Annotated in this window: 21 protein-coding genes; 17 read left to right on the forward strand and 4 right to left on the reverse strand. The window is 68.0% G+C overall.

The window, feature by feature from the left end; all coding sequences use genetic code 11:
* Nucleotides 1–48: 48 nt before the first annotated feature.
* Complete coding sequence (gene fba / locus F793_RS0106795; protein ID WP_018865939.1) at nt 49–1,113, forward strand: class II fructose-bisphosphate aldolase; 1,065 nt, start codon at nt 49–51, stop codon at nt 1,111–1,113.
* A gap of 104 nt (nt 1,114–1,217) precedes the next feature.
* Entirely contained in the window at nt 1,218–1,994 is a 777-nt protein-coding gene (locus tag F793_RS0106800) for a lipid-binding SYLF domain-containing protein (protein WP_018865938.1), read from the forward strand.
* Here F793_RS0106800 and bioD read toward each other — a convergent pair.
* Complete coding sequence (gene bioD, locus F793_RS0106805; protein WP_018881710.1) at nt 1,934–2,638, reverse strand: dethiobiotin synthase; 705 nt, start codon at nt 2,636–2,638, stop codon at nt 1,934–1,936. The two genes, F793_RS0106800 and bioD, sit on opposite strands and share 61 nt — an antisense overlap.
* Nucleotides 2,635–3,531 carry a phosphoribosylaminoimidazolesuccinocarboxamide synthase gene (locus tag F793_RS0106810; protein WP_018877228.1) on the reverse strand — a complete coding sequence of 299 codons (897 nt, stop codon included), beginning with the start codon at nt 3,529–3,531 and terminating at the stop codon, nt 2,635–2,637. Before F793_RS0106810 ends, bioD begins: the two co-directional genes overlap by 4 nt.
* A gap of 251 nt (nt 3,532–3,782) precedes the next feature.
* Between F793_RS0106810 and purE the strand changes: the two genes are divergently transcribed.
* The 13 genes from purE to trpC all read left to right on the forward strand — a co-directional run bounded on the left by purE (nt 3,783) and on the right by trpC (nt 15,024).
* Complete coding sequence (purE, locus tag F793_RS0106815; protein WP_026280565.1) at nt 3,783–4,298, forward strand: 5-(carboxyamino)imidazole ribonucleotide mutase; 516 nt, start codon at nt 3,783–3,785, stop codon at nt 4,296–4,298.
* Nucleotides 4,295–5,464 (forward strand): 5-(carboxyamino)imidazole ribonucleotide synthase, encoded by a 1,170-nt coding sequence (locus F793_RS0106820; protein WP_018881709.1) that lies wholly within the window; start codon nt 4,295–4,297, stop codon nt 5,462–5,464. Before purE ends, F793_RS0106820 begins: the two co-directional genes overlap by 4 nt.
* Nucleotides 5,461–6,078 carry a class I SAM-dependent methyltransferase gene (locus F793_RS0106825; RefSeq protein WP_018881708.1) on the forward strand — a complete coding sequence of 206 codons (618 nt, stop codon included), beginning with the start codon at nt 5,461–5,463 and terminating at the stop codon, nt 6,076–6,078. The genes F793_RS0106820 and F793_RS0106825 overlap by 4 nt, the downstream gene beginning before the upstream one ends.
* Before the next feature lie 2 nt (nt 6,079–6,080).
* Nucleotides 6,081–6,746, forward strand: coding sequence for an energy-coupling factor ABC transporter permease (locus tag F793_RS0106830; protein ID WP_018875970.1), 666 nt, complete (start codon nt 6,081–6,083; stop codon nt 6,744–6,746).
* Between the two features lie 143 nt (nt 6,747–6,889).
* Nucleotides 6,890–7,213 carry a c-type cytochrome gene (locus tag F793_RS0106835; protein ID WP_026279172.1) on the forward strand — a complete coding sequence of 108 codons (324 nt, stop codon included), beginning with the start codon at nt 6,890–6,892 and terminating at the stop codon, nt 7,211–7,213.
* A 190-nt stretch (nt 7,214–7,403) separates the two neighbouring features.
* The gene (gene rpe, locus F793_RS0106840) at nt 7,404–8,093 is read left to right on the forward strand and encodes a ribulose-phosphate 3-epimerase (RefSeq protein WP_018865930.1); all 690 of its coding nucleotides are present in this window, start codon (nt 7,404–7,406) and stop codon (nt 8,091–8,093) included.
* A 23-nt stretch (nt 8,094–8,116) separates the two neighbouring features.
* On the forward strand, nt 8,117–8,800 hold the full coding sequence (locus F793_RS0106845; RefSeq protein ID WP_018865929.1) for a phosphoglycolate phosphatase: 684 nt from the start codon (nt 8,117–8,119) through the stop codon (nt 8,798–8,800).
* Nucleotides 8,801–8,902: 102 nt separating this feature from the next.
* On the forward strand, nt 8,903–10,390 hold the full coding sequence (gene trpE, locus F793_RS0106850) for an anthranilate synthase component I (protein WP_018865928.1): 1,488 nt from the start codon (nt 8,903–8,905) through the stop codon (nt 10,388–10,390).
* An 11-nt stretch (nt 10,391–10,401) separates the two neighbouring features.
* Nucleotides 10,402–11,202 carry a triacylglycerol lipase gene (locus tag F793_RS0106855; protein ID WP_018877232.1) on the forward strand — a complete coding sequence of 267 codons (801 nt, stop codon included), beginning with the start codon at nt 10,402–10,404 and terminating at the stop codon, nt 11,200–11,202.
* Between the two features lie 142 nt (nt 11,203–11,344).
* Nucleotides 11,345–11,938: an aminodeoxychorismate/anthranilate synthase component II gene (locus F793_RS0106860; protein ID WP_018865926.1), complete on the forward strand. Its 594-nt coding sequence runs from the start codon at nt 11,345–11,347 to the stop codon at nt 11,936–11,938.
* A gap of 32 nt (nt 11,939–11,970) precedes the next feature.
* A complete protein-coding gene (locus F793_RS0106865) occupies nt 11,971–13,149 on the forward strand; it encodes a multidrug effflux MFS transporter (RefSeq protein WP_018865925.1) in 1,179 nt (392 codons plus the stop codon).
* 28 nt (nt 13,150–13,177) lie between these two features.
* Nucleotides 13,178–14,212: an anthranilate phosphoribosyltransferase gene (trpD, locus tag F793_RS0106870; protein WP_018865924.1), complete on the forward strand. Its 1,035-nt coding sequence runs from the start codon at nt 13,178–13,180 to the stop codon at nt 14,210–14,212.
* Entirely contained in the window at nt 14,209–15,024 is an 816-nt protein-coding gene (trpC, locus tag F793_RS0106875) for an indole-3-glycerol phosphate synthase TrpC (protein WP_017942846.1), read from the forward strand. The genes trpD and trpC overlap by 4 nt, the downstream gene beginning before the upstream one ends.
* An 83-nt stretch (nt 15,025–15,107) precedes the next feature.
* Here the strand turns inward: trpC and crp are convergent, their stop codons facing one another.
* Nucleotides 15,108–15,755 (reverse strand): cAMP-activated global transcriptional regulator CRP, encoded by a 648-nt coding sequence (gene crp, locus F793_RS0106880; protein WP_026143139.1) that lies wholly within the window; start codon nt 15,753–15,755, stop codon nt 15,108–15,110.
* Nucleotides 15,756–15,990: 235 nt separating this feature from the next.
* On the opposite strand from crp, the gene F793_RS0106885 reads away from it, so the two are divergent.
* Entirely contained in the window at nt 15,991–16,419 is a 429-nt protein-coding gene (locus F793_RS0106885) for an OsmC family protein (protein ID WP_017942844.1), read from the forward strand.
* A gap of 90 nt (nt 16,420–16,509) precedes the next feature.
* Nucleotides 16,510–17,319 (forward strand): adenosylmethionine decarboxylase, encoded by an 810-nt coding sequence (gene speD, locus F793_RS0106890; protein WP_017942843.1) that lies wholly within the window; start codon nt 16,510–16,512, stop codon nt 17,317–17,319.
* Between the two features lie 58 nt (nt 17,320–17,377).
* Here speD and coq7 read toward each other — a convergent pair whose 3' ends face one another.
* Nucleotides 17,378–18,019, reverse strand: coding sequence for a 2-polyprenyl-3-methyl-6-methoxy-1,4-benzoquinone monooxygenase (coq7, locus tag F793_RS0106895; RefSeq protein WP_018865920.1), 642 nt, complete (start codon nt 18,017–18,019; stop codon nt 17,378–17,380).
* Nucleotides 18,020–18,033 lie beyond the last annotated feature (14 nt).

An 18,033-nucleotide genomic window follows, 5' to 3' on the forward strand; every position in this document is an offset into this window, starting at 1 on the left:
GAATCGGTTTATCTACTACCTCAGTCCGAATCCCGTAAGGAGGAATCCATGGCACTGATCTCACTTCGCCAGCTTCTGGACCATGCCGCCGAGCATGGCTATGGCATGCCGGCGTATAACGCCAACAACATGGAACAGGTCCACTCGATCATGGAAGCGGCCGCTGCGGTCGACTCCCCGGTGATCATTCAGGCCTCCGCCGGAGCCCGCAAGTACGCCGGCGAGCCCTTCCTGCGTCACAACATCATCGCCGCGATCGAGCAGTACCCGGACATCCCGGTCGTGCTGCACCAGGACCACGGCTCCGAGCCGGCGGTCTGCCTGCGTTCCATCCAGTCCGGTTTCAGCTCGGTGATGATGGACGGCTCCCTGATGCCCGACATGAAGACCCCGGCCACCTACGAGTACAACCGTGACGTAACCGCCAAAGTCTCCGAGATGGCCCACTCCTGCGGTGTCTCCGTGGAAGGCGAGCTGGGTTGCCTGGGCTCTCTGGAAACCGGTCAGGCCGGCGAGGAAGACGGCTCCGGGGCCGAGGGCACCCTGTCCCACGACCAGCTGCTGACCGACCCGGACGAGGCGGCCGACTTCGTGAAGAACACCAAGTGCGACGCCCTGGCGATCGCCATCGGTACCTCCCACGGCGCCTACAAGTTCACCCGTCCGCCGACCGGTGACATCCTCGCCATCGAGCGCATCAAGGAGATCCACAAGCGCATCCCGGATACCCATCTGGTCATGCACGGGTCCTCCTCCGTTCCGCAGGAGTGGCTGGACATCATCAACAAGTACGGCGGCGACATGGGCGAGACCTATGGCGTGCCGGTTGAAGAGATCCAGGAAGGCATCAAGCACGGCGTGCGCAAGGTCAACATCGACACCGACCTGCGTATGGCCTCCACCGGTGCGGTGCGCAAGTTCCTGGCCGAGAATCCGAAGGAATTCGACCCGCGCAAATTCCTGAAGGCCTCCACCGCGGCCATGAAGGACATCTGCCAGGCCCGTTACGAGGCCTTCGGTTGCGCCGGCATGGCGTCCAAGATCAAGCCGATCTCCCTGGACGACATGGTCAAGCGCTACCTGTCCGGCGAGCTGGATCCCAAGGTCAACTGATCCTGCGGATTGCAGCACGAAAAAGGGGGCTTCGGCCCCCTTTTTTTGTGCCATGATGCCGCCATCGGAACACCGTTATGGAGGATTCCTCGATGCACCGAAGGATGCCCCAGATTCTTGCTCTTCTGCTGTTCGTGGCGTTCGCCGGAGCGGCTCAGGCCAACCCGTTCAGCCGCGAGATCGATCCGCAGGACATTATCGACCGCGCCCAGGCGACGGTGGAGAACATGGCCACCCATCCCGAGTACGAGTCCCTGAAGGAGGACCTGCGCGACGCGCGCGGCGTGGTTATTTTCCCGCGCGTGGCACGCGGTGCCTTCCTGATCGGGGGGTCTGGCGGAATCGGGGTGTTCCTCGCGTGGGACGACGAGCGCGGCGACTATTCCCCGGTGGCCTTCTACTCGCTCGGCTCCGTCAGCTTCGGCATGCAGTTCGGCGGCGATGCCGCCGAGGTGGTGATGGTCGCGCGCACCCAGGATGCGGTCGACTCCATGTTCGGCTCCGCGATCCGGCTCGGGGCCGATGCGTCGGTCGCCGCGGGCCCGGTAGGGGCCGGCCGCAGCGCCACCCCCACGGCCGACTTCCTTTCCTATTCCCGCGCACGCGGCGCCTACCTGGGGATGAGTCTCTCCGGTTCGCGTATGACCGTGCGTGACGACTTCAACGAGGCCTACTACGGCGAATCGCAGCGCCCGGTGCATATCATCGAGACCCGCCGGGTCGACCGCGAAGGGACCCGCGCCCTGCGCGAGACGCTGGCCGGTTTCCGTGCCGATGCCGCCGACGAGGAGCCGGCCCCGGCCGACTCCGAAGCCCGTGGTCAGGAGCGCGAGTCCTCCGGCGGGGTGCGCCCGGACAACTTCGAGGTCGAGAGCTTCTGAACCAGCGCCGCGCGGGTGATGCCTTCCGGTGACGTGATGACCGGGGCGCGGGTCCGGGCGCGCAGGGCCGTGGCGTTGTCGAGCCGCGGGTCGCAGTCCGCTCGGCGGCGGTTGAGCACAATCCCGGCCAGACTCAGGCCGCGCCGTTCGAGCGCCTCCAGGGTCAGCAGGCAGGTATTCAGCGTGCCCAGCCGGTCCTCCGCGACCAGCAGCACCGGTAGCCCGAGGTGCTCGGCGAGGTCCGCGTTCAGGCCGTCGGCACAAAGCGGCGAGTAGAAGCCCCCCGCGCCCTCCACCAGCCGTGGCCCCGTGCCTTCGCCCGCGCAGGCCGCGGCCAGTTCCGCGAGCGTCAGGTGCACGCCCTGATTCGCGGCGGCCTGGTCGGGGGCGATGGCATCGGGGAAGCGCCAGGGGGTGACCAGTGCGATCGCGGTGTCCGGCAGGCCGGCCGCGCGGGTCAGGTTCAGCCCGTCCTCGGGCAGCAGGCCGTCGGGGCCCGGCGGGCAGCCCGACTCCACCGGTTTGCGCGGTTGCGGCGCCAGGCCCTGCTGCCGCCAGCACTCCAGCAGCGCGCAGCCGACGAAGGTCTTGCCGACGCCGGTATCGGTGCCGGTGACGAACAGGCCCTGCAGGGTCTCGCTCATGCGGCGCGGGTCAGGCGCTCCAGGGCCTCGCGGTAGCGCGCGGCGGTCTGTTCCACCACCGCCGCGGGCAGTTCGGGGCCCGGCGGCTGCTTGTCCCAGTCCAGGGTCTCGAGGTAGTCGCGCACGTACTGCTTGTCGAAGGACTCGGGGCTGCGCCCCGGCGCGTACTGGTCGGCCGGCCAGAAGCGCGAGGAGTCCGGGGTCAGCACTTCGTCGATCAGGTGCAGCGTGCCGTTGGCGTCGACGCCGAACTCGAACTTGGTGTCGGCGATGATGATCCCGCGCCCGGCCGCGTAGTCGCGTGCCATCGCGTAGATCGCCAGCGCCGCATCGCGGACCTGGCGGGCCCGCTCCGCGCCGATGGTGGCGACCACCGCATCGAAGTCGATATTGGCGTCGTGGTCACCGACGTCCGCCTTGGTGCTGGGCGTGAAGATCGCCTCCGGGAGCTGCGAGGCGAGTTCCAGCCCGTCCGGCAGCGGAATGCCGCAGACCGCGCCGCTCGCCTGGTAGTCCTTCCAGCCGGAGCCGATCAGGTACCCGCGCACCACGGCCTCCACCGGCAGGGCCTCCAGCCGGCGGATCACCAGGCTGCGTCCTTCCAGTGGGGCACGAATCGCCGGGTCCGGGATGACCTGCTCCAGCGGGATATCGGTCAGCTGGTTGGGGATGCCCAGCTCGCGCTGGATCTTGTCCATCCAGAACCGGGTGATCTCGGTCAGCACCCGACCCTTGCCGGGCACGCCGGTCGGCAGGATCACGTCGAACGCGGACAGGCGATCGGTGGTGACCATCAGCCAGTGGTCGGCATCCACCGCGTAAAGGTCGCGCACCTTGCCGCGATGGACGAGTTCCAGGTCGGGGATATGGCTTTCGAGCAGGGTATCGGTCATGCGGCGATTCTACCGGGCGCGGCCCCTGTACACCACGGCGCCGGGAAGAGCCCGGTCAAGGGCGATCGACAGGAAGACTGGAAGAACGGAAGGTTTTATTTCGGATCGAAAACAGGGTTCGAAGTAGCGTCCTCGACCCATCATTTCTTCCAGTCTTCCCATCTTCCTGTTGAATGCTTTTCGAACGTGAGTCGGGGCTTCGGAGGGGGTGTGGCTTGTCGGGTGGGGCCGGGGTCGCTATCGTTCGGGCCATGACTGAGACGGCTGGCAATAGGGCGCCGCGCGTGGGCGTGGTAATGGGGAGCACCTCCGACTGGGCCACGATGGAGCGGGCGGTGGATGTGCTGGATGAACTCGGTATTCCGTTCGAGGCCCGGGTGGTCTCCGCCCATCGCACGCCGGATCTGCTGTTCGAGTACGCCGAACAGGCGCGCGGGCGAGGGCTGCAGGCGATCATCGCCGGGGCGGGCGGGGCCGCGCACCTGCCGGGGATGCTCGCCTCCAAGACCCCGGTACCGGTGCTGGGCGTACCGGTGGCCTCGCGTCACCTGAAGGGCCAGGACTCGCTGCTCTCCATCGTCCAGATGCCGCGCGGGATCCCGGTGGCGACCTTCGCGATCGGCGAGGCGGGGGCCGCCAACGCGGCGCTCTTTGCCGCCGCGATGCTGGCCAATACCGATCCCGAACTGCGCGAGCGTCTGGATGACTTCCGCCAGTCCCAGAGCCAGGCCGTGCTCGGGCAGACCCTGCCGCCGGACCCGTCATGATCCAGCCTCCCGCGACTCTCGGGCTGCTCGGTGGCGGGCAGCTCGGCCGCTATTTCGTGGAGGCCGCGCAGGGCATGGGTTATGCCGTCTGGGTGCTCGACCCGGACCCGGCCAGCCCGGCCGGGCGGGTGGCGGCGCGCCATGTGTGCCAGGCCTTTGACGACCCCGATGCCTTGCAGGCGCTGGCCGGGGCCTGCGAGGTGATTACCACCGAGTTCGAGAACATCCCGCGCGCCGCGGTGGAGTGGCTGGATGCCCACGCCTGTCTGCGCCCCGGGCCACGCGCCCTGACGGTTGCCCAGGACCGCCTCGAGGAGAAGGCCTTTCTCGGCGAGATCGGCGTGGCGGTGGCCCCGTGGCAGGCGGTGCCGGCGGGCCTGACGCCCGAGGTGCAAACCGATGCCGGAGCCCCGGATTTCCCGGCGATCCTGAAGACCGCGCGCCTGGGTTATGACGGCAAGGGGCAGGTGCGGCTGGCCGCGGCCGGCGAACTGCCGGCAGCGCATGCTGATCTGGGCCAGGTGGACTGCGTGCTGGAGTCCCGGGTGGAGCTGGAGCGCGAGCTGTCGGTGCTGGTTGCGCGTACCGCCGATGGCGCCACCGAGGCCTTTCCGGTCGCGGAGAACACCCATCGCGACGGCATCCTGCACCTGACGCGCGTCCCGGCACGGGCCGGGGACGAGGTGCGCGAGCGCGCCACGGCCATCGCCCGGCACGTCGCCGAGCGGCTCGACTATCAGGGGGTGCTGGCGGTCGAGTTCTTCCTCACGGCGGACGGCGAACTGCTGGTCAACGAGATCGCGCCGCGTCCCCACAATTCCGGGCATTACAGCCTGGATGCCTGCACTGTCAGCCAGTTCGAGCAGCAGGTGCGCGCGGTCTGCGCCCTGGGGCTGGCGCCGGCCCTGCTGACCGCGCCGGTGGCGATGGTGAATCTGCTGGGCGACCTGTGGCCCGCGGGCGGCTCGCCCGACTGGCGGGGCGTGCTGGCGGCCGGCCGGGCGCGACTGCACCTGTACGGCAAGGCCGAAGCGCGTCCGGGGCGCAAGATGGGGCATGTGAACGTACTCGGCCTGCCCGGCGAGGATGATGCCACCGCCGTGGCCTCCACCGCCGAGACCCTGTGGCAGGGCCTGGCCAGTGCCGGCGGGGAGGGCGAGGCATGACCGCGGCATTCCCCAACACCCAGGCGCGGCGCGCCCGACAGACGGAGCTCAAGCGCGACCTTGAGTTCGAGGACACCCTTGCGGGCGAGCATCTGCGGTTTCGCACCACCTGGGGGCTGTTCTCCCCGCGGCGAATCGACGACGGCACCCGCATGCTGCTGGAGCGCATCGAGGTGCATCCGGCGGACGCCTGCCTGGACCTCGGCTGCGGCTACGGCCCGATCGGCCTGACGCTCGCGCGCAAGGCCCCGCAGGGGCTGACGACCCTGGTCGATACCAACTATCTGGCGGTGGAGTACAGCCAGCGCAACGCCGAGCTCAACGGCATCGCCAATGTGGAGTGTCTGACCAGCAACGGCTTCTCGCGCATCCGCGATCGGCGGTTCGATCTGGTGACCTCCAATCTGCCGGCCAAGGTCGGGCGCGAGATGCTGCAGACCTATCTGCTGGACGCCCACGAGCAGATGAACCCCGGCGGACGCATCTATGTCGTAACCATTACCGGACTGCGGCGGTTCATCGAGAAGGGGTTCAAGGACGTGTTCGGCAACTACGACAAGGTCAAGCAGGGCCGCGAGTACACTGTCGCGGCCGCCGTGCGCGAGCCCGACTGACCATGGTCGAGGGGGCGGGCGAACTCCCGGTCGCGCTCCGCGTGCTGTCCGCCGTGCTGCTGGGCCTCGGCATGCTGGTGATGCTCCGGCGCATGCCCTGGGAGGCCTTCTTCGTGCCCGGTCGCGCGCAGCTGTTCGTGATCGCCACGCTGTGCCTGCTGCTGATCTGGAGCCTGCGGGCGCAGACGCTCGATGGCCTCGCCCTGCACTTCCTTGGCATGACCACCGTGACCCTGATGTTCGGCTGGCAGCTGGCGATCCTGATGGTGTTTCTGGTGGTGGCGACCCTGGGCCTGTTCGGCGCCCTGCCGCTGGCGGCCTTCCCGCTGACGGTCCTGCTGGCCGGCATCCTGCCGGTCGCGGTCACCTGGGGGTTGCTGCGGCTGTCCCAGAACTACCTGCCCGCGCACATGTTCATCTATCTCTATGCGGTGGGCTTCCTCGGCGGCGCGCTTTCGGTGGTAGCGACCGTGCTGGCCTCGGCGGCGATCTACGGCCTGTTCACCGAGCTGGCCTGGGTCGACATCTATCGCGACTACCTTCGCTACCTGGCATTGCTGGTGCTGCCCGAGGCGGTGGTCAACGGGATCGTGATTACCGGGCTGGTGATGGTGCGCCCCGAGTGGCTGGCGACCTGGTCGGACGAGCGCTACATCCACGGCCGCTGAGGCCGAGAATGGCCTGGTGCCGCGCTGCAGGGATGCCCCTGTTTGATTCTGTGTTAATGCAGCATTCAGGAACACCCTGCTACCGTTCGCTTCAAGACAGGGCGATGACCCTGTCCAGGATCGTGAACGAGGAGACCACAACAATGAAAACCAAGCTGTTCGTGCTGGCCGGTATCGCCGGCAGTGTCCTGATGCTGTCCACCATGGCGCAGGCCGCCGACATCCAGGCCGGTCAGTCCAAGTACCAGAACACCTGCGCCAGCTGCCACGGCGCGCAGGGTCAGGGCCAGGCGATCTTCCCGGCGCTGGCCGGCAAGGACGCCGACTACCTGACCGACAAGCTGGAGCGCTATCGCGCCGGCGAGGAGGTGGGTGACCACACGGCCCTGATGCGTCCTCAGGCCCAGGGGTTGAGCGATGACGACATCGCCAATCTGTCCAGCTACATGGCGGCCGAGTTCAACTGATCCGGGCGCACTGCCGCTGGCAGGCGAGACCGCGACGGGCCGGGGGGTTTCCCCCGGCCCGTTTGCGTTGGAGGGCGCGTCACATGCGTCGCCTTTTGCCTGGCATGGCGGCATCCGGTAAAGTTTCGCGGTTCCGAGAGCGTGGCCGATGGTCGGCCCCGCTATCCCAGAGATCCCTGCGAGGCTTTCCATGGCACAACCCGATTTCATCGCCCCGTCCATCCTGTCCGCCGATTTCGCCCGTCTGGGCGAGGAAGTCGACAACGTCCTGGCCGCCGGTGCCGATACCGTCCACTTCGACGTGATGGACAACCACTACGTGCCGAACCTGACCATTGGCCCGCTGGTCTGCGATGCCCTGCGCAAGCACGGCGTGACCGCGCCGATTGACGTGCACCTGATGGTCAAGCCGGTGGATCGCATCATCCCGGACTTCGCCCAGGCCGGTGCCAGCTACATCACCTTCCACCCGGAGGCGTCCGACCACATCGACCGCACCCTGCAGCTGATCCACTCCGAGGGCTGCAAGGCCGGACTGGTGTTCAACCCGGCCACGCCGCTGTCCTATCTCGAATACGTGATGGACAAGGTCGACATGATCCTGCTGATGTCGGTGAACCCGGGCTTTGGTGGCCAGAAGTTCATCCCGAACACCCTCGACAAGCTGCGCGCCGCGCGCAAGATGATCGACGACTCCGGGCGTGACATCCGCCTCGAGATCGACGGCGGCGTGAAGGCCGACAACATCCGCGAGATCAAGGCCGCCGGGGCCGACACCTTCGTCGCCGGGTCCGCGATCTTCGGAGCCGGCAGCGACTCCGATCCGAACCGCTACGACAGCATCATCCAGCAGATGCGCGACGAGCTGGCCAAGGCCTGAATCGACGGCCACTGGAGACCGGGATGTCCCTGAAACGCCCCCGCATGATCCTGATCGACCTGGACGGCACGCTGATCGACAGCGTGCCGGACCTGGCCTACAGCGTGGACGCGATGATGCGCGAGCTGGGGCTGCCCGAACGCGGCGAGCCGGCCGTGCGCAACTGGGTCGGCAACGGGGTGGAACGGTTGGTCAAGCGGGCGTTGGTGAACGACCTCGAGGGCGAGCCGGACCCGGAGGCCTTCGAGCGGGCATTGCCCGTCTTCATGCGCATCTACCAGGAGAACACCGCCGGGCGCTCGCCACTGTACCCGGGCGTGCGCGAGGGGCTGGACCAGCTGAAGGCCGCGGGCTTCCGCCTGGGCTGCGTGACCAACAAGGCCGAGCGCTTCACGGTGCCGCTGCTGCGCGAGAAGGGCATCCTCGACGACTTCGAGATCGTGGTCGCCGGCGACGCCCTGCCGCAGAAGAAACCGGACCCGGCGCCGCTGCTGCATGCGGCGAAGGAGTTGGGTGTAGACCCCTCCGAGGCGCTGATGGTCGGGGACTCGAAGAGCGACGTGAAGGCGGCACGCGCGGCCGGCTTCCAGATCGTCTGCATGACCTACGGCTACAATCACGGCGACGACATCCGCGACGAGAACCCGGACGCGGTTCTCGACCGGCTGGACGAGCTGCCCGGACTGCTGCCCGCTCGGGCGGCCTAGGGAAACACGGACCCATGATTGCAACGGACCGGACAACGGAGCGATGGCGAGACGGCGAATGATCCGCCGCGCCGTCCGTCCCCCTTGTCAGGAACCGTTGTGATGACCCCCGAACAGTTCGATCAGCTGGCCCGCGAGGGCTATAACCGCATCCCGCTGGTGCGCGAGGTCCTGGCGGATCTCGAAACCCCGCTGTCCATCTTCCTGAAGCTGGCCAACCGGCCGTACTCCTACCTGTTCGAGTCGGTGCAGGGCGGGGAGCGCTGGGGTCGGTATTCCTTTATCGGGCTGCCGGCACGCACCCGCGTGCGGGTGCACGGCCATGACATCACGGTGGAGACCGATGGCGAGGTGGTCGAACAGACCACGGAGACCGACCCGCTGGCCTGGGTCGAGGCCTACCAGGCGCGCTTCAAGGTGGCCGAACTGCCGGGCCTGCCGCGCTTCACCGGTGGTCTGGTCGGCTATTTCGGGTTCGAGACCGTGCGCCTGATCGAGCCGCGCCTGGAAGGCCCGGAAAAGCCCGATGCCCTGGGGCTGCCGGACATCCTGCTGATGGTCTCGGAGGAGGTCGTGGTCTACGACAACCTCTCCGGCCGGCTGTACCTGGTGGTGCACGCCGATGCGACCCAGGCCGATGGCCAGGCCGTGGCGGCCACGCGTTTGGATGAGCTGGAGACCCGTCTGGGCGAGCCCCTGGTGCCCCCGGAGGATCCGCCGCATCCGCATGCGGTGCCGGAGTACGTGCCGGGCTGGTCGGCCGAGGGCTTCCAGACCGCGGTCGCGCGGGCGCAGGAATACATCATGGACGGCGACGTGATGCAGGTGGTGCTGGCGCAGCGCATGAGCGTGCCATTCTCCGCGCCGCCGCTGGACCTGTACCGCGCCCTGCGCGCGCTGAACCCCTCGCCGTACATGTACTACCTGGACCTCGACGACCACCACGTGGTCGGGGCCTCGCCGGAGATCCTGGTGCGCCTGGAGGACGACCGCGTGACCGTGCGCCCGATCGCCGGGACCCGCCCGCGCGGGCGCACCGAGGAGGAAGACCGCGCGCTGGAGGCCGAACTGCTGGCGGACCCGAAGGAGCGCGCCGAGCACCTGATGCTGATCGACCTCGGGCGCAACGACGTCGGCCGGGTCTGCGAGATCGGCTCGGTGGAGGTGACCGACACCATGAGCATCGAGCGCTATTCGCACGTGATGCACATCGTCTCCAACGTGGAGGGCCGACTGGCCCCGGGGCACTCGCCGATGGATGTGCTGCGCGCGACCTTCCCCGCCGGGACGGTCTCCGGTGCGCCGAAGATCCGGGCACTGGAGATCATCGACGAGCTGGAACCGGTCAAGCGCGGCCCGTACTCCGGCGCGGTCGGCTACCTCTCCTGGTCCGGCAACATGGACACCGCGATCGCCATCCGCACGGCCGTGCTGCACGACGGCGAGCTGCATATCCAGGCCGGGGCCGGCGTGGTGCACGACTCGGTACCCGAGAGCGAGTGGCAGGAGACCCTGAACAAGGGACGTGCGGTGGTGCGCGCGGCCGAGACCGCCCTGGGTGGCCTGGGGCCCCGGCGCCACCGCGACTGAGAAGACCAACTATGCGCGGCCGCCTTTGCATTTTGTTGCTGGCGCTGCTGGTAGGGCTGCTACCGGGGCTGGCGGCGGCGCAGATCGTGGTGCTGGTGCCCGGTGGCTGGGATCGCGGCGACGGCTTTCGCCATGCCGGCGTCACTGCGGCCCTGAACGCCGCCGGATATGCCGATGGCGGCCGGGCCCGGGCTCGGCCGGAGTCCCCCTGGTTCGATCGTGCTCCCGACCCGGCCCCGCGCCAGTTCTATACCGTGGACCTGCCGGCGGGCGGAGTGCCGCCCGAGCGCGCGCGGGCGCTGGGTCAGGTCGTCGAGGCCCTGGCGCGGCGCCATCCGGGGCAGGAACTGGTGCTGGTCGGGCATTCCAGTGGCGGTGTTGTGGCGCGCGAGCTGCTGGTGCGCCAGCCGCACCCGGCAATCTCCACACTGGTGACGTTTTCCGCTCCGCATGCGGGGGGCGGCTGGTCCGCCCTGGCGCGTTCGGTGACGGATGCGCTGGCCGATTCTGCTCTGGGGTTGTATGCCCCGTTTATCGGGCTCGGGGGTATGCACCGGCGCGAGGGTCTCTGGGGGCCGGAGGGCACCTCGCCGGATGCGGCCCACCTCGAGTGGCTGAATACGCGGGAGCACCCGCCCATCCGCTACGTGTCGGTGGTGCGCCTGGCCGACCCGTGGGTGGATGCGGCCAGTCAGGACATGAATCGTCTCCCGGCCCTGCGCGGCCGGGCGCATACCCTGCCGAGCCCCGGCGGGCACCGGCTGGAGGCCGCCGACGGCACCCTGCTGGCGGCGCTGCTGTTGCCGCGATGAGGGTGCCGGGTTTCGCCAGCGCCCATGCGGTTGCGGGCCGGCGGACCCGGGGCCGGGTTATGCTGGGCCCTGTCCGCTCCACGCGCGTGAACATCGATTCGCGTAGCGGTCCTGTTTCCTCCGTTCTGCAGGGACGTTCGACATGATCCTGATGCTCGACAACTACGATTCGTTCACCTTCAACCTGGTCCAGTATCTGGGCGAGCTGGGGGCCGAGGTGGTGGTCCACCGCAACGACTGCATCACCCCGGACGGGATCGCGGAACTCGCCCCCGAGGGGATCGTGATCTCGCCGGGACCCTGCACGCCGAACGAGGCCGGGGTATCGCTGGAGGTGATCCGGCGCTTCGCCGGCGCGATCCCGATCCTCGGAGTCTGTCTCGGGCACCAGGCGATCGGGCAGGTCTTCGGCGGGCGCGTGGTGCGCGCCCGCGAGATCATGCACGGCAAGACCTCGCCGGTGTATCACACCGGGGTGGGGGTGTTCGCCGGGCTCGAGAATCCACTGGAGGCCACGCGCTACCACTCGCTGGTGGTCGAGTCGTCCTCGCTGCCGGAGTGCCTGGAGGTCACCGCCTGGACCCAGCGCGAGGACGGCGCGCGCGACGAGATCATGGGCCTGCGCCACCGCGAACTGGACGTCGAGGGCGTGCAGTTCCACCCGGAATCCATCCTGACCCGCCAGGGCCACGAACTGCTCGACAACTTCCTCCGTCGCCTGCCCCAGCCGGCGTGACCCAGACTCGACGCACCCGGTGGCGCTTCGCGTTGCTGGTGGCGCCGCTGTCGATGCTGGCGCCGTTCTCGCTGGATACCTATCTGCCTTCGTTCCCGGCGATGGCGGAGGCCCTGCGGGTCGACTCCGGCGCGATGCAGGCGACCCTGTCGGCCTACCTGGTCGCCTTTGCGCTCGCCACCCTGGTGGCCGGCCCGCTGTCGGATACCTTTGGCCGGCGCCCAGTGGTTTTGTGGGCGCTGGTCGGCTACGTGATCAGTTCCCTGCTGTTGGTGCTGGCGGTCGAATACTGGCAGGTGATCGGGTTGCGGGTGGCCCAGGGGCTGTCCGCGGCGGCCGGGATTGTGGTCGGGCGTGCAGTGGTGCGCGATCGCTTCGAGGCCACCGATGCGCGCCGTGTCCTGGCGCTGATCACCATGATGTTCGCGATTGGCCCGGCGGCCGCCCCGATTGTCGGCGGCTATCTGCAGGCGGGGTTCGGCTGGCGCTCGGTATTCCTGTTCCTGACCCTGTACGGCGTGATCCTGTTGCTGGCGATCCGGGCCTGGCTGCCGGAGACCCTGCCACCGGTCGGCCGTGCCTCGGGCAAGCCGGCTCTGATCCTGCGGGGGTATCTCGGGACCCTGCGCAACCCGCCGTTCCTGCGCCCGGCCCTGGTACATGCCGGGCTGTTCGGGGCGATGTTCCTGTTCGTCGCCGCCTCGCCAACGGTGATCTATGTCCACCTGGGCGGACAGGAACAGGACTTCTGGTGGCTCTTCCTGCCGCTGGTGGGCGGCCTGGTGGTGGGCGGTTTTGTGGCCGGGCGCACCGCCAGTCTGTTGAGTCCGCCGCTGGCGATCAGTATCGGCGTGGGGCTGGCCGGGATCTCGCTGGCGCTGGTGGCGCTGGGGATCCTCACCGAGGGTTCGGTGGTCGCGGTGACGCTCCCGTTCGCGCTGTACAGCTTTTCCCTGGCCACGGCCGTTCCGTCGCTGAACCTGCTGGCGCTGGACTGCTATCCGGGCGCCCGTGGCATGGCCTCGGCCATGCAGGCCTTCCTGCAACTGGGGTTCAGTGCCCTGCTGGCGCTGTTCCTGGTGGACCGACTGGACGACCACCTGCCGTGGCTGATCGGCGGGTCGCTGGTAATCTGGGCCGCCGCGGCGCTGCTGTGGTGGAGCGGCCCGGAGGCGCGTGGTCGTCGCGCCCCGGCGCGGACGTTAAACTAACGGCTTCGATTTTCCGCAGGAGCAACCCGTGACGGTGCAACAAGCGATAGCGGCTCTCATCGAGCGCCAGGACCTGGACGCGGCAACCATGACCGCGGTGATGCAGGCGGTGATGACCGGCGAGGCCACCGATGCCCAGATCGGGGGGTTCCTGGTGGCCCTGCGCATGAAGGGCGAGACGATCGAGGAGATCCGCGCGGCGGCCGGCGTGATGCGCTCGCTGGCCACTCGGGTGGACGTGCCGCGAACCGGGCTGGTGGATACCTGCGGCACCGGCGGCGACGCCTCCGGTACCTTCAATATCTCCACCGCCTCGGCGCTGGTCGCGGCGGCCGGTGGCGTGCGGGTGGCCAAGCACGGCAACCGTTCGGTGTCGTCGAAATCCGGCTCCGCCGATGTTCTGGAGCACCTGGGGATCCATCTCGGGCTGTCGCCGGAGGCGGTCGGGTCCTGCATCGAGGAGGTCGGCGTCGGCTTCCTGTTTGCCCCGGCCCATCATGGCGCGATGAAACACGCGATCGGGCCGCGCAAGGAGCTCGGCGTGCGCACGCTGTTCAATGTGCTGGGGCCTCTGACCAACCCGGCCGGGGCGCCGAACCAGGTGCTCGGCGTGTTCTCGGATGCCTGGGTGCGGCCGCTGGCCGAGGCCCTGAAGGGCCTGGGCAGCGAGCATGTGCTGGTGGTGCATGCCGAGGACGGCCTGGACGAGATCAGCATCGCGTCGCCCACCCGGGTGGCCGAGCTCAGGGACGGCGAGATCCGGGAATACACCATCCGTCCGGAGGACTTCGGGCTGGCGACCACCGCACTGGATGCCGTGCGCGTCGACAGCGTGGAGGCCTCGGCCGACATGCTGCGCGGCGTGCTGGACGGTCAGGTGGGCGCGGCGCGTGACATCGTGCTGCTGAACGCCGGGGCGGCGATCTACGCCGGCGGTGGCGCGGACACGCTGGCCGCGGGCGTCGAGGCCGCCGCCCGGGCCATCGACTCCGGCGCGGCCCGCGAACGGCTGGAGCGCCTGCAGGCGACCAGCGCACGACTGGCAAACAAGGAAGCACAATGACCGAAGCCAACGCAGTACCCGATATCCTGCAGCGCATCCTGGAGCGCAAGCGCGAGGAACTGAAGGAGCGCGAGGCGTTCTGGCCGCTGCGCGAACTGCGCGGCTGGATGGGCTCGGCACCCGCGCCGCGCGGTTTTCGCGCAGCACTCCAGCGCGACATCGATGCCGGGCGCGCCGCGGTGATCGCGGAGATCAAGAAGGCCAGTCCGAGCCAGGGGCAGATCAGCCCGAACTTCAATCCGGAGGCCTTCGCCCGCAGCTACGAGGAACACGGTGCCACCTGCCTGTCGGTCCTGACCGACGTGGATTTCTTCAAGGGGCGCGACGGCGACCTGCGCGATGCCCGCGTGGCCTGCAACCTGCCGATCCTGCGCAAGGACTTCGTGATTGACCTTTACCAGGTCTACGAGGCGCGGGTGCTGGGCGCGGACTGCGTGCTGCTGATCGCCGCCGCCCTGGATGACACGGCCCTGTACGAGCTGTATTTCCTGGCCCGCGAGCTGGGCATGGATGCCCTGGTGGAGGTGCACGACGCCGAGGAACTGGAGCGGGCGAAGAAGATCGGGGCCGATCTGATCGGAATCAACAACCGCGACCTGCACAGCTTCGAGACCCGGCTGGAGACCACGCTGGAGCTGAAGGGCCAGGCACCGGAGGACGCCCTGCTGGTCACCGAGAGCGGCATCCATACCCGCGAGGATGTCGAACGCATGCAGGCCGCCGGCGTAAATGCGTTCCTGGTAGGCGAGGCCTTCATGCGCACCGAGGACCCGGGCAAGGCCCTGGGGCAGCTGTTCCGCGGCGAGTCGTAACCAACTCCGGGAGGAGACGGTGGGAGCGGATGTCCGGGCCGGAGGTGTTGCCCCGCGCCCGGCGGGCCGGCCGCGACGCTGCGTCAGCGCGTGCCGAACACCACGATGGTCTTGCCGTGGGCGGTAATCAGGCCGCGTTCCTCGAGATCCTTCAGCACGCGCCCGGCCATTTCGCGCGAGCAGCCGACGATGCGGGCGATCTCCTGACGGGTGATGCGCAGCTGCATGCCGTCGGGGTGGGTCATGGCGTCGGGCTGCTGGGCGAGGTCCAGCAGGGTATGGGCGATCCGGCCGGTGACATCCACGAACGCGAGGTCCATCACCTTGCGCGAGGTCTGGCGCAGGCGGGTCGCGATCTGGCTGGTCAGCAGCATCAGGATCTCGGGGTCGCGCTGGGCGATCTCGCGGAACTGGGTGTAGGGAATCTCCGCGGTCTCGGTGTCCTCGCGGGTGGTGACGGTCGCGCTGCGCGGGTCGTCCTCGAACATGCCGAGCTCGCCGAAGAACTCGCCCTTGTTCAGGTAGGCGAGCACCAGTTCGTGTCCGTTGTTTTCACCCAGTACCGAGACGGATCCGCTGACCACGTAGTACAGCGTGTCGGGCACCGTGCCCGAGTGGATGATCGTGGTGCGTTTGCGGTACTGGCGGCGGTGGCAGTAGCCAAGAAAACGCTCCAGCGCGGGCGACGGCTGGGCCGGGCGATAGACGAACGGGTTGTTCAAGGCTTCCATCATGGTCACGTCCGATATCAGCTTCCTGTGGATGTGCGCCAGTGTAATGCAGCGTCCGATGCCCGCAGGCCGCGGTGGCTGGAACGGATCACAAAATCCGGCGACAGGCCTCCGATTTTGTGCGGCAGGTCCGCCCTGAGTAGAGTTCCCCTCAAGTATAGGCACGGATTCCTCCATCCAACAGCAGCAAGGAGACGCTGATACATTGATCGGCCTCTCTTTAAGGACGGGCGTGATGCAGGTGAAAGTGAAATGGCTGGACCAGGTGGCCTTCGTCGGCGAGACCGACAGCGGCCATGCGGTGGTGATGGACGGTGCGCCGGACGCTGGTGGGCGCAACCTGGGGGTGCGGCCCATGGAGATGCTGCTGCTGGGGATGGGCGGTTGTACCAGCTTCGACGTGATTGCGATGCTGAAAAAGGCGCGCCAGCAGGTGCTGGACTGCGAGGTGACCGTGGAGGGTGCCCGGGCGGAGACCGTGCCCAAGGTCTTCACCGATATCCACGTGCACTTTCGCGTGTACGGCCATGAACTCTCGGAGAAGCATGTCGGGCGCGCGGTCGGGCTGTCGGCCGAGAAGTACTGCTCGGCCTCGTTGATGCTGGGCGCCTCGGCGAAGGTGACCCACGACTTCGAGATCATCGAGGGGCCGGCGCCGCGCTGAACCCGCGCCGACCGATGTCCCGTCCTTGGACTCGCGGGCCGGGGCGTCTACAATTCGCCGCTCGCTGCGGCCCGGGCAAGAGGATACGCCATGCCTCGTCACAAGAAGCAGATCAAGCTCCACGGTTTCAACAACCTGACCAAGAGCCTGAGCTTCAACATCTACGATATCTGCTATGCCTCGGGTGACCGGCATCGCGACGAATACATCGCGTACATCGACGAGGCGTACAACGCCCAGCGTCTGACGCAGATCCTGTCGGACGTGGCCCACCTGATCGGGGCCAATATCCTCGATATCTCGCGCCAGGACTACGATCCGCAGGGCGCGTCCGTGACCATGCTGATCTCGGAAGAGCCGGTGGCCACCGAGAAGATCGGCTATACCGAGGGCCCGGGGCCGCTGCCGGAGACGGTGGTCGGGCATCTGGACAAGAGCCATATCACGGTGCATACCTATCCGGAGGCGCACCCGGAGGGCGGGATCGCGACCTTCCGCGCCGATATCGACGTGTCCACCTGTGGGCGCATCTCGCCGCTGCGCGCGCTGAACTACCTGATCCACAGCTTCGAGTCCGACATCGTGATCATGGATTACCGCGTGCGCGGCTTTACCCGTGACGTGCGCGGCAAGAAGCACTTCATCGATCACAAGATCAACTCCATCCAGGACTTCCTTTCGCGCGACACCAAGGAGAAGTACCAGATGGTGGACGTGAACGTGTACCAGGAGTACCTGTTCCACACCAAGATGGTGCTGAAGGATTTTGACCTGGATAGCTACCTGTTCGGGCTGGGCAAGGACGACTACTCGGCCAAGGAGGCCAAGCGTATCTCCAAGCTGCTCAAGCACGAGATGATGGAGATCTTCTACGGCAAGAACATGAGCCGCCCGAGCTGAGACGGCATGCGCCGCGCATTGCGCGCGGCACCTGACGCCCGTCCTCTCGCCTGGCGAGTCAGATCCAGTAGGCAGTGCGCGTCATCACGCTGGAGGTCAGGGGCATCAGCAGGTTCCGGACCGGCCACGGTGGCGCCTTGCCGCCCAGCGCCATGGCATGCGCGCCGTGTTCCACCTCGTCCTGCTTCATCTGCGCCAGGATGCGCGCCGAGACCTCGTCCTGTGCCGGCAGCCGCTCCAGGTGGCGGTCCAGGTGGCGTTCCACCTGGCGCTCGGTCTCGTCGATAAAGCCCAAGCTGTAGGCGTCGCCGGTCAGGCCGGCCAGGGCACCCATCCCGAACGAGCCGACATACCAGAACGGCCCCAGCAGGCTGGTGCGCCCGCCCAGGTCGTGCACCCGGCGCGCGCACCAGTGCAGGTGGTCGCCCTCCTCGCGCGAAGCCTGGTCCAGGTGGTCGCGGATCGCGGGGGTGCGGGCGGTCAGCATCTGGCCCTGGTAAAGCCCCTGCGCCGCGACTTCCCCGGCGTGGTTCACGCGCATCAGACGGGTGGACAGGTCGCGCTCATGATCCTCCAGATGCGGGCCGATATCGTCCCCGCCCGGCGACGGGCGGCCGGTGGAACGGGCCTGGCCGGAGATGACCTTGACGAAGGCATCGGCCTGGTTGATCAGGTGATCCAGCGGGGAGAGTCGGCGCATGGTTCCGGTCCGGT

This window comes from Thioalkalivibrio sp. ALE22, assembly GCF_000381445.1.
Lineage (GTDB): Bacteria > Pseudomonadota > Gammaproteobacteria > Ectothiorhodospirales > Ectothiorhodospiraceae > Thioalkalivibrio.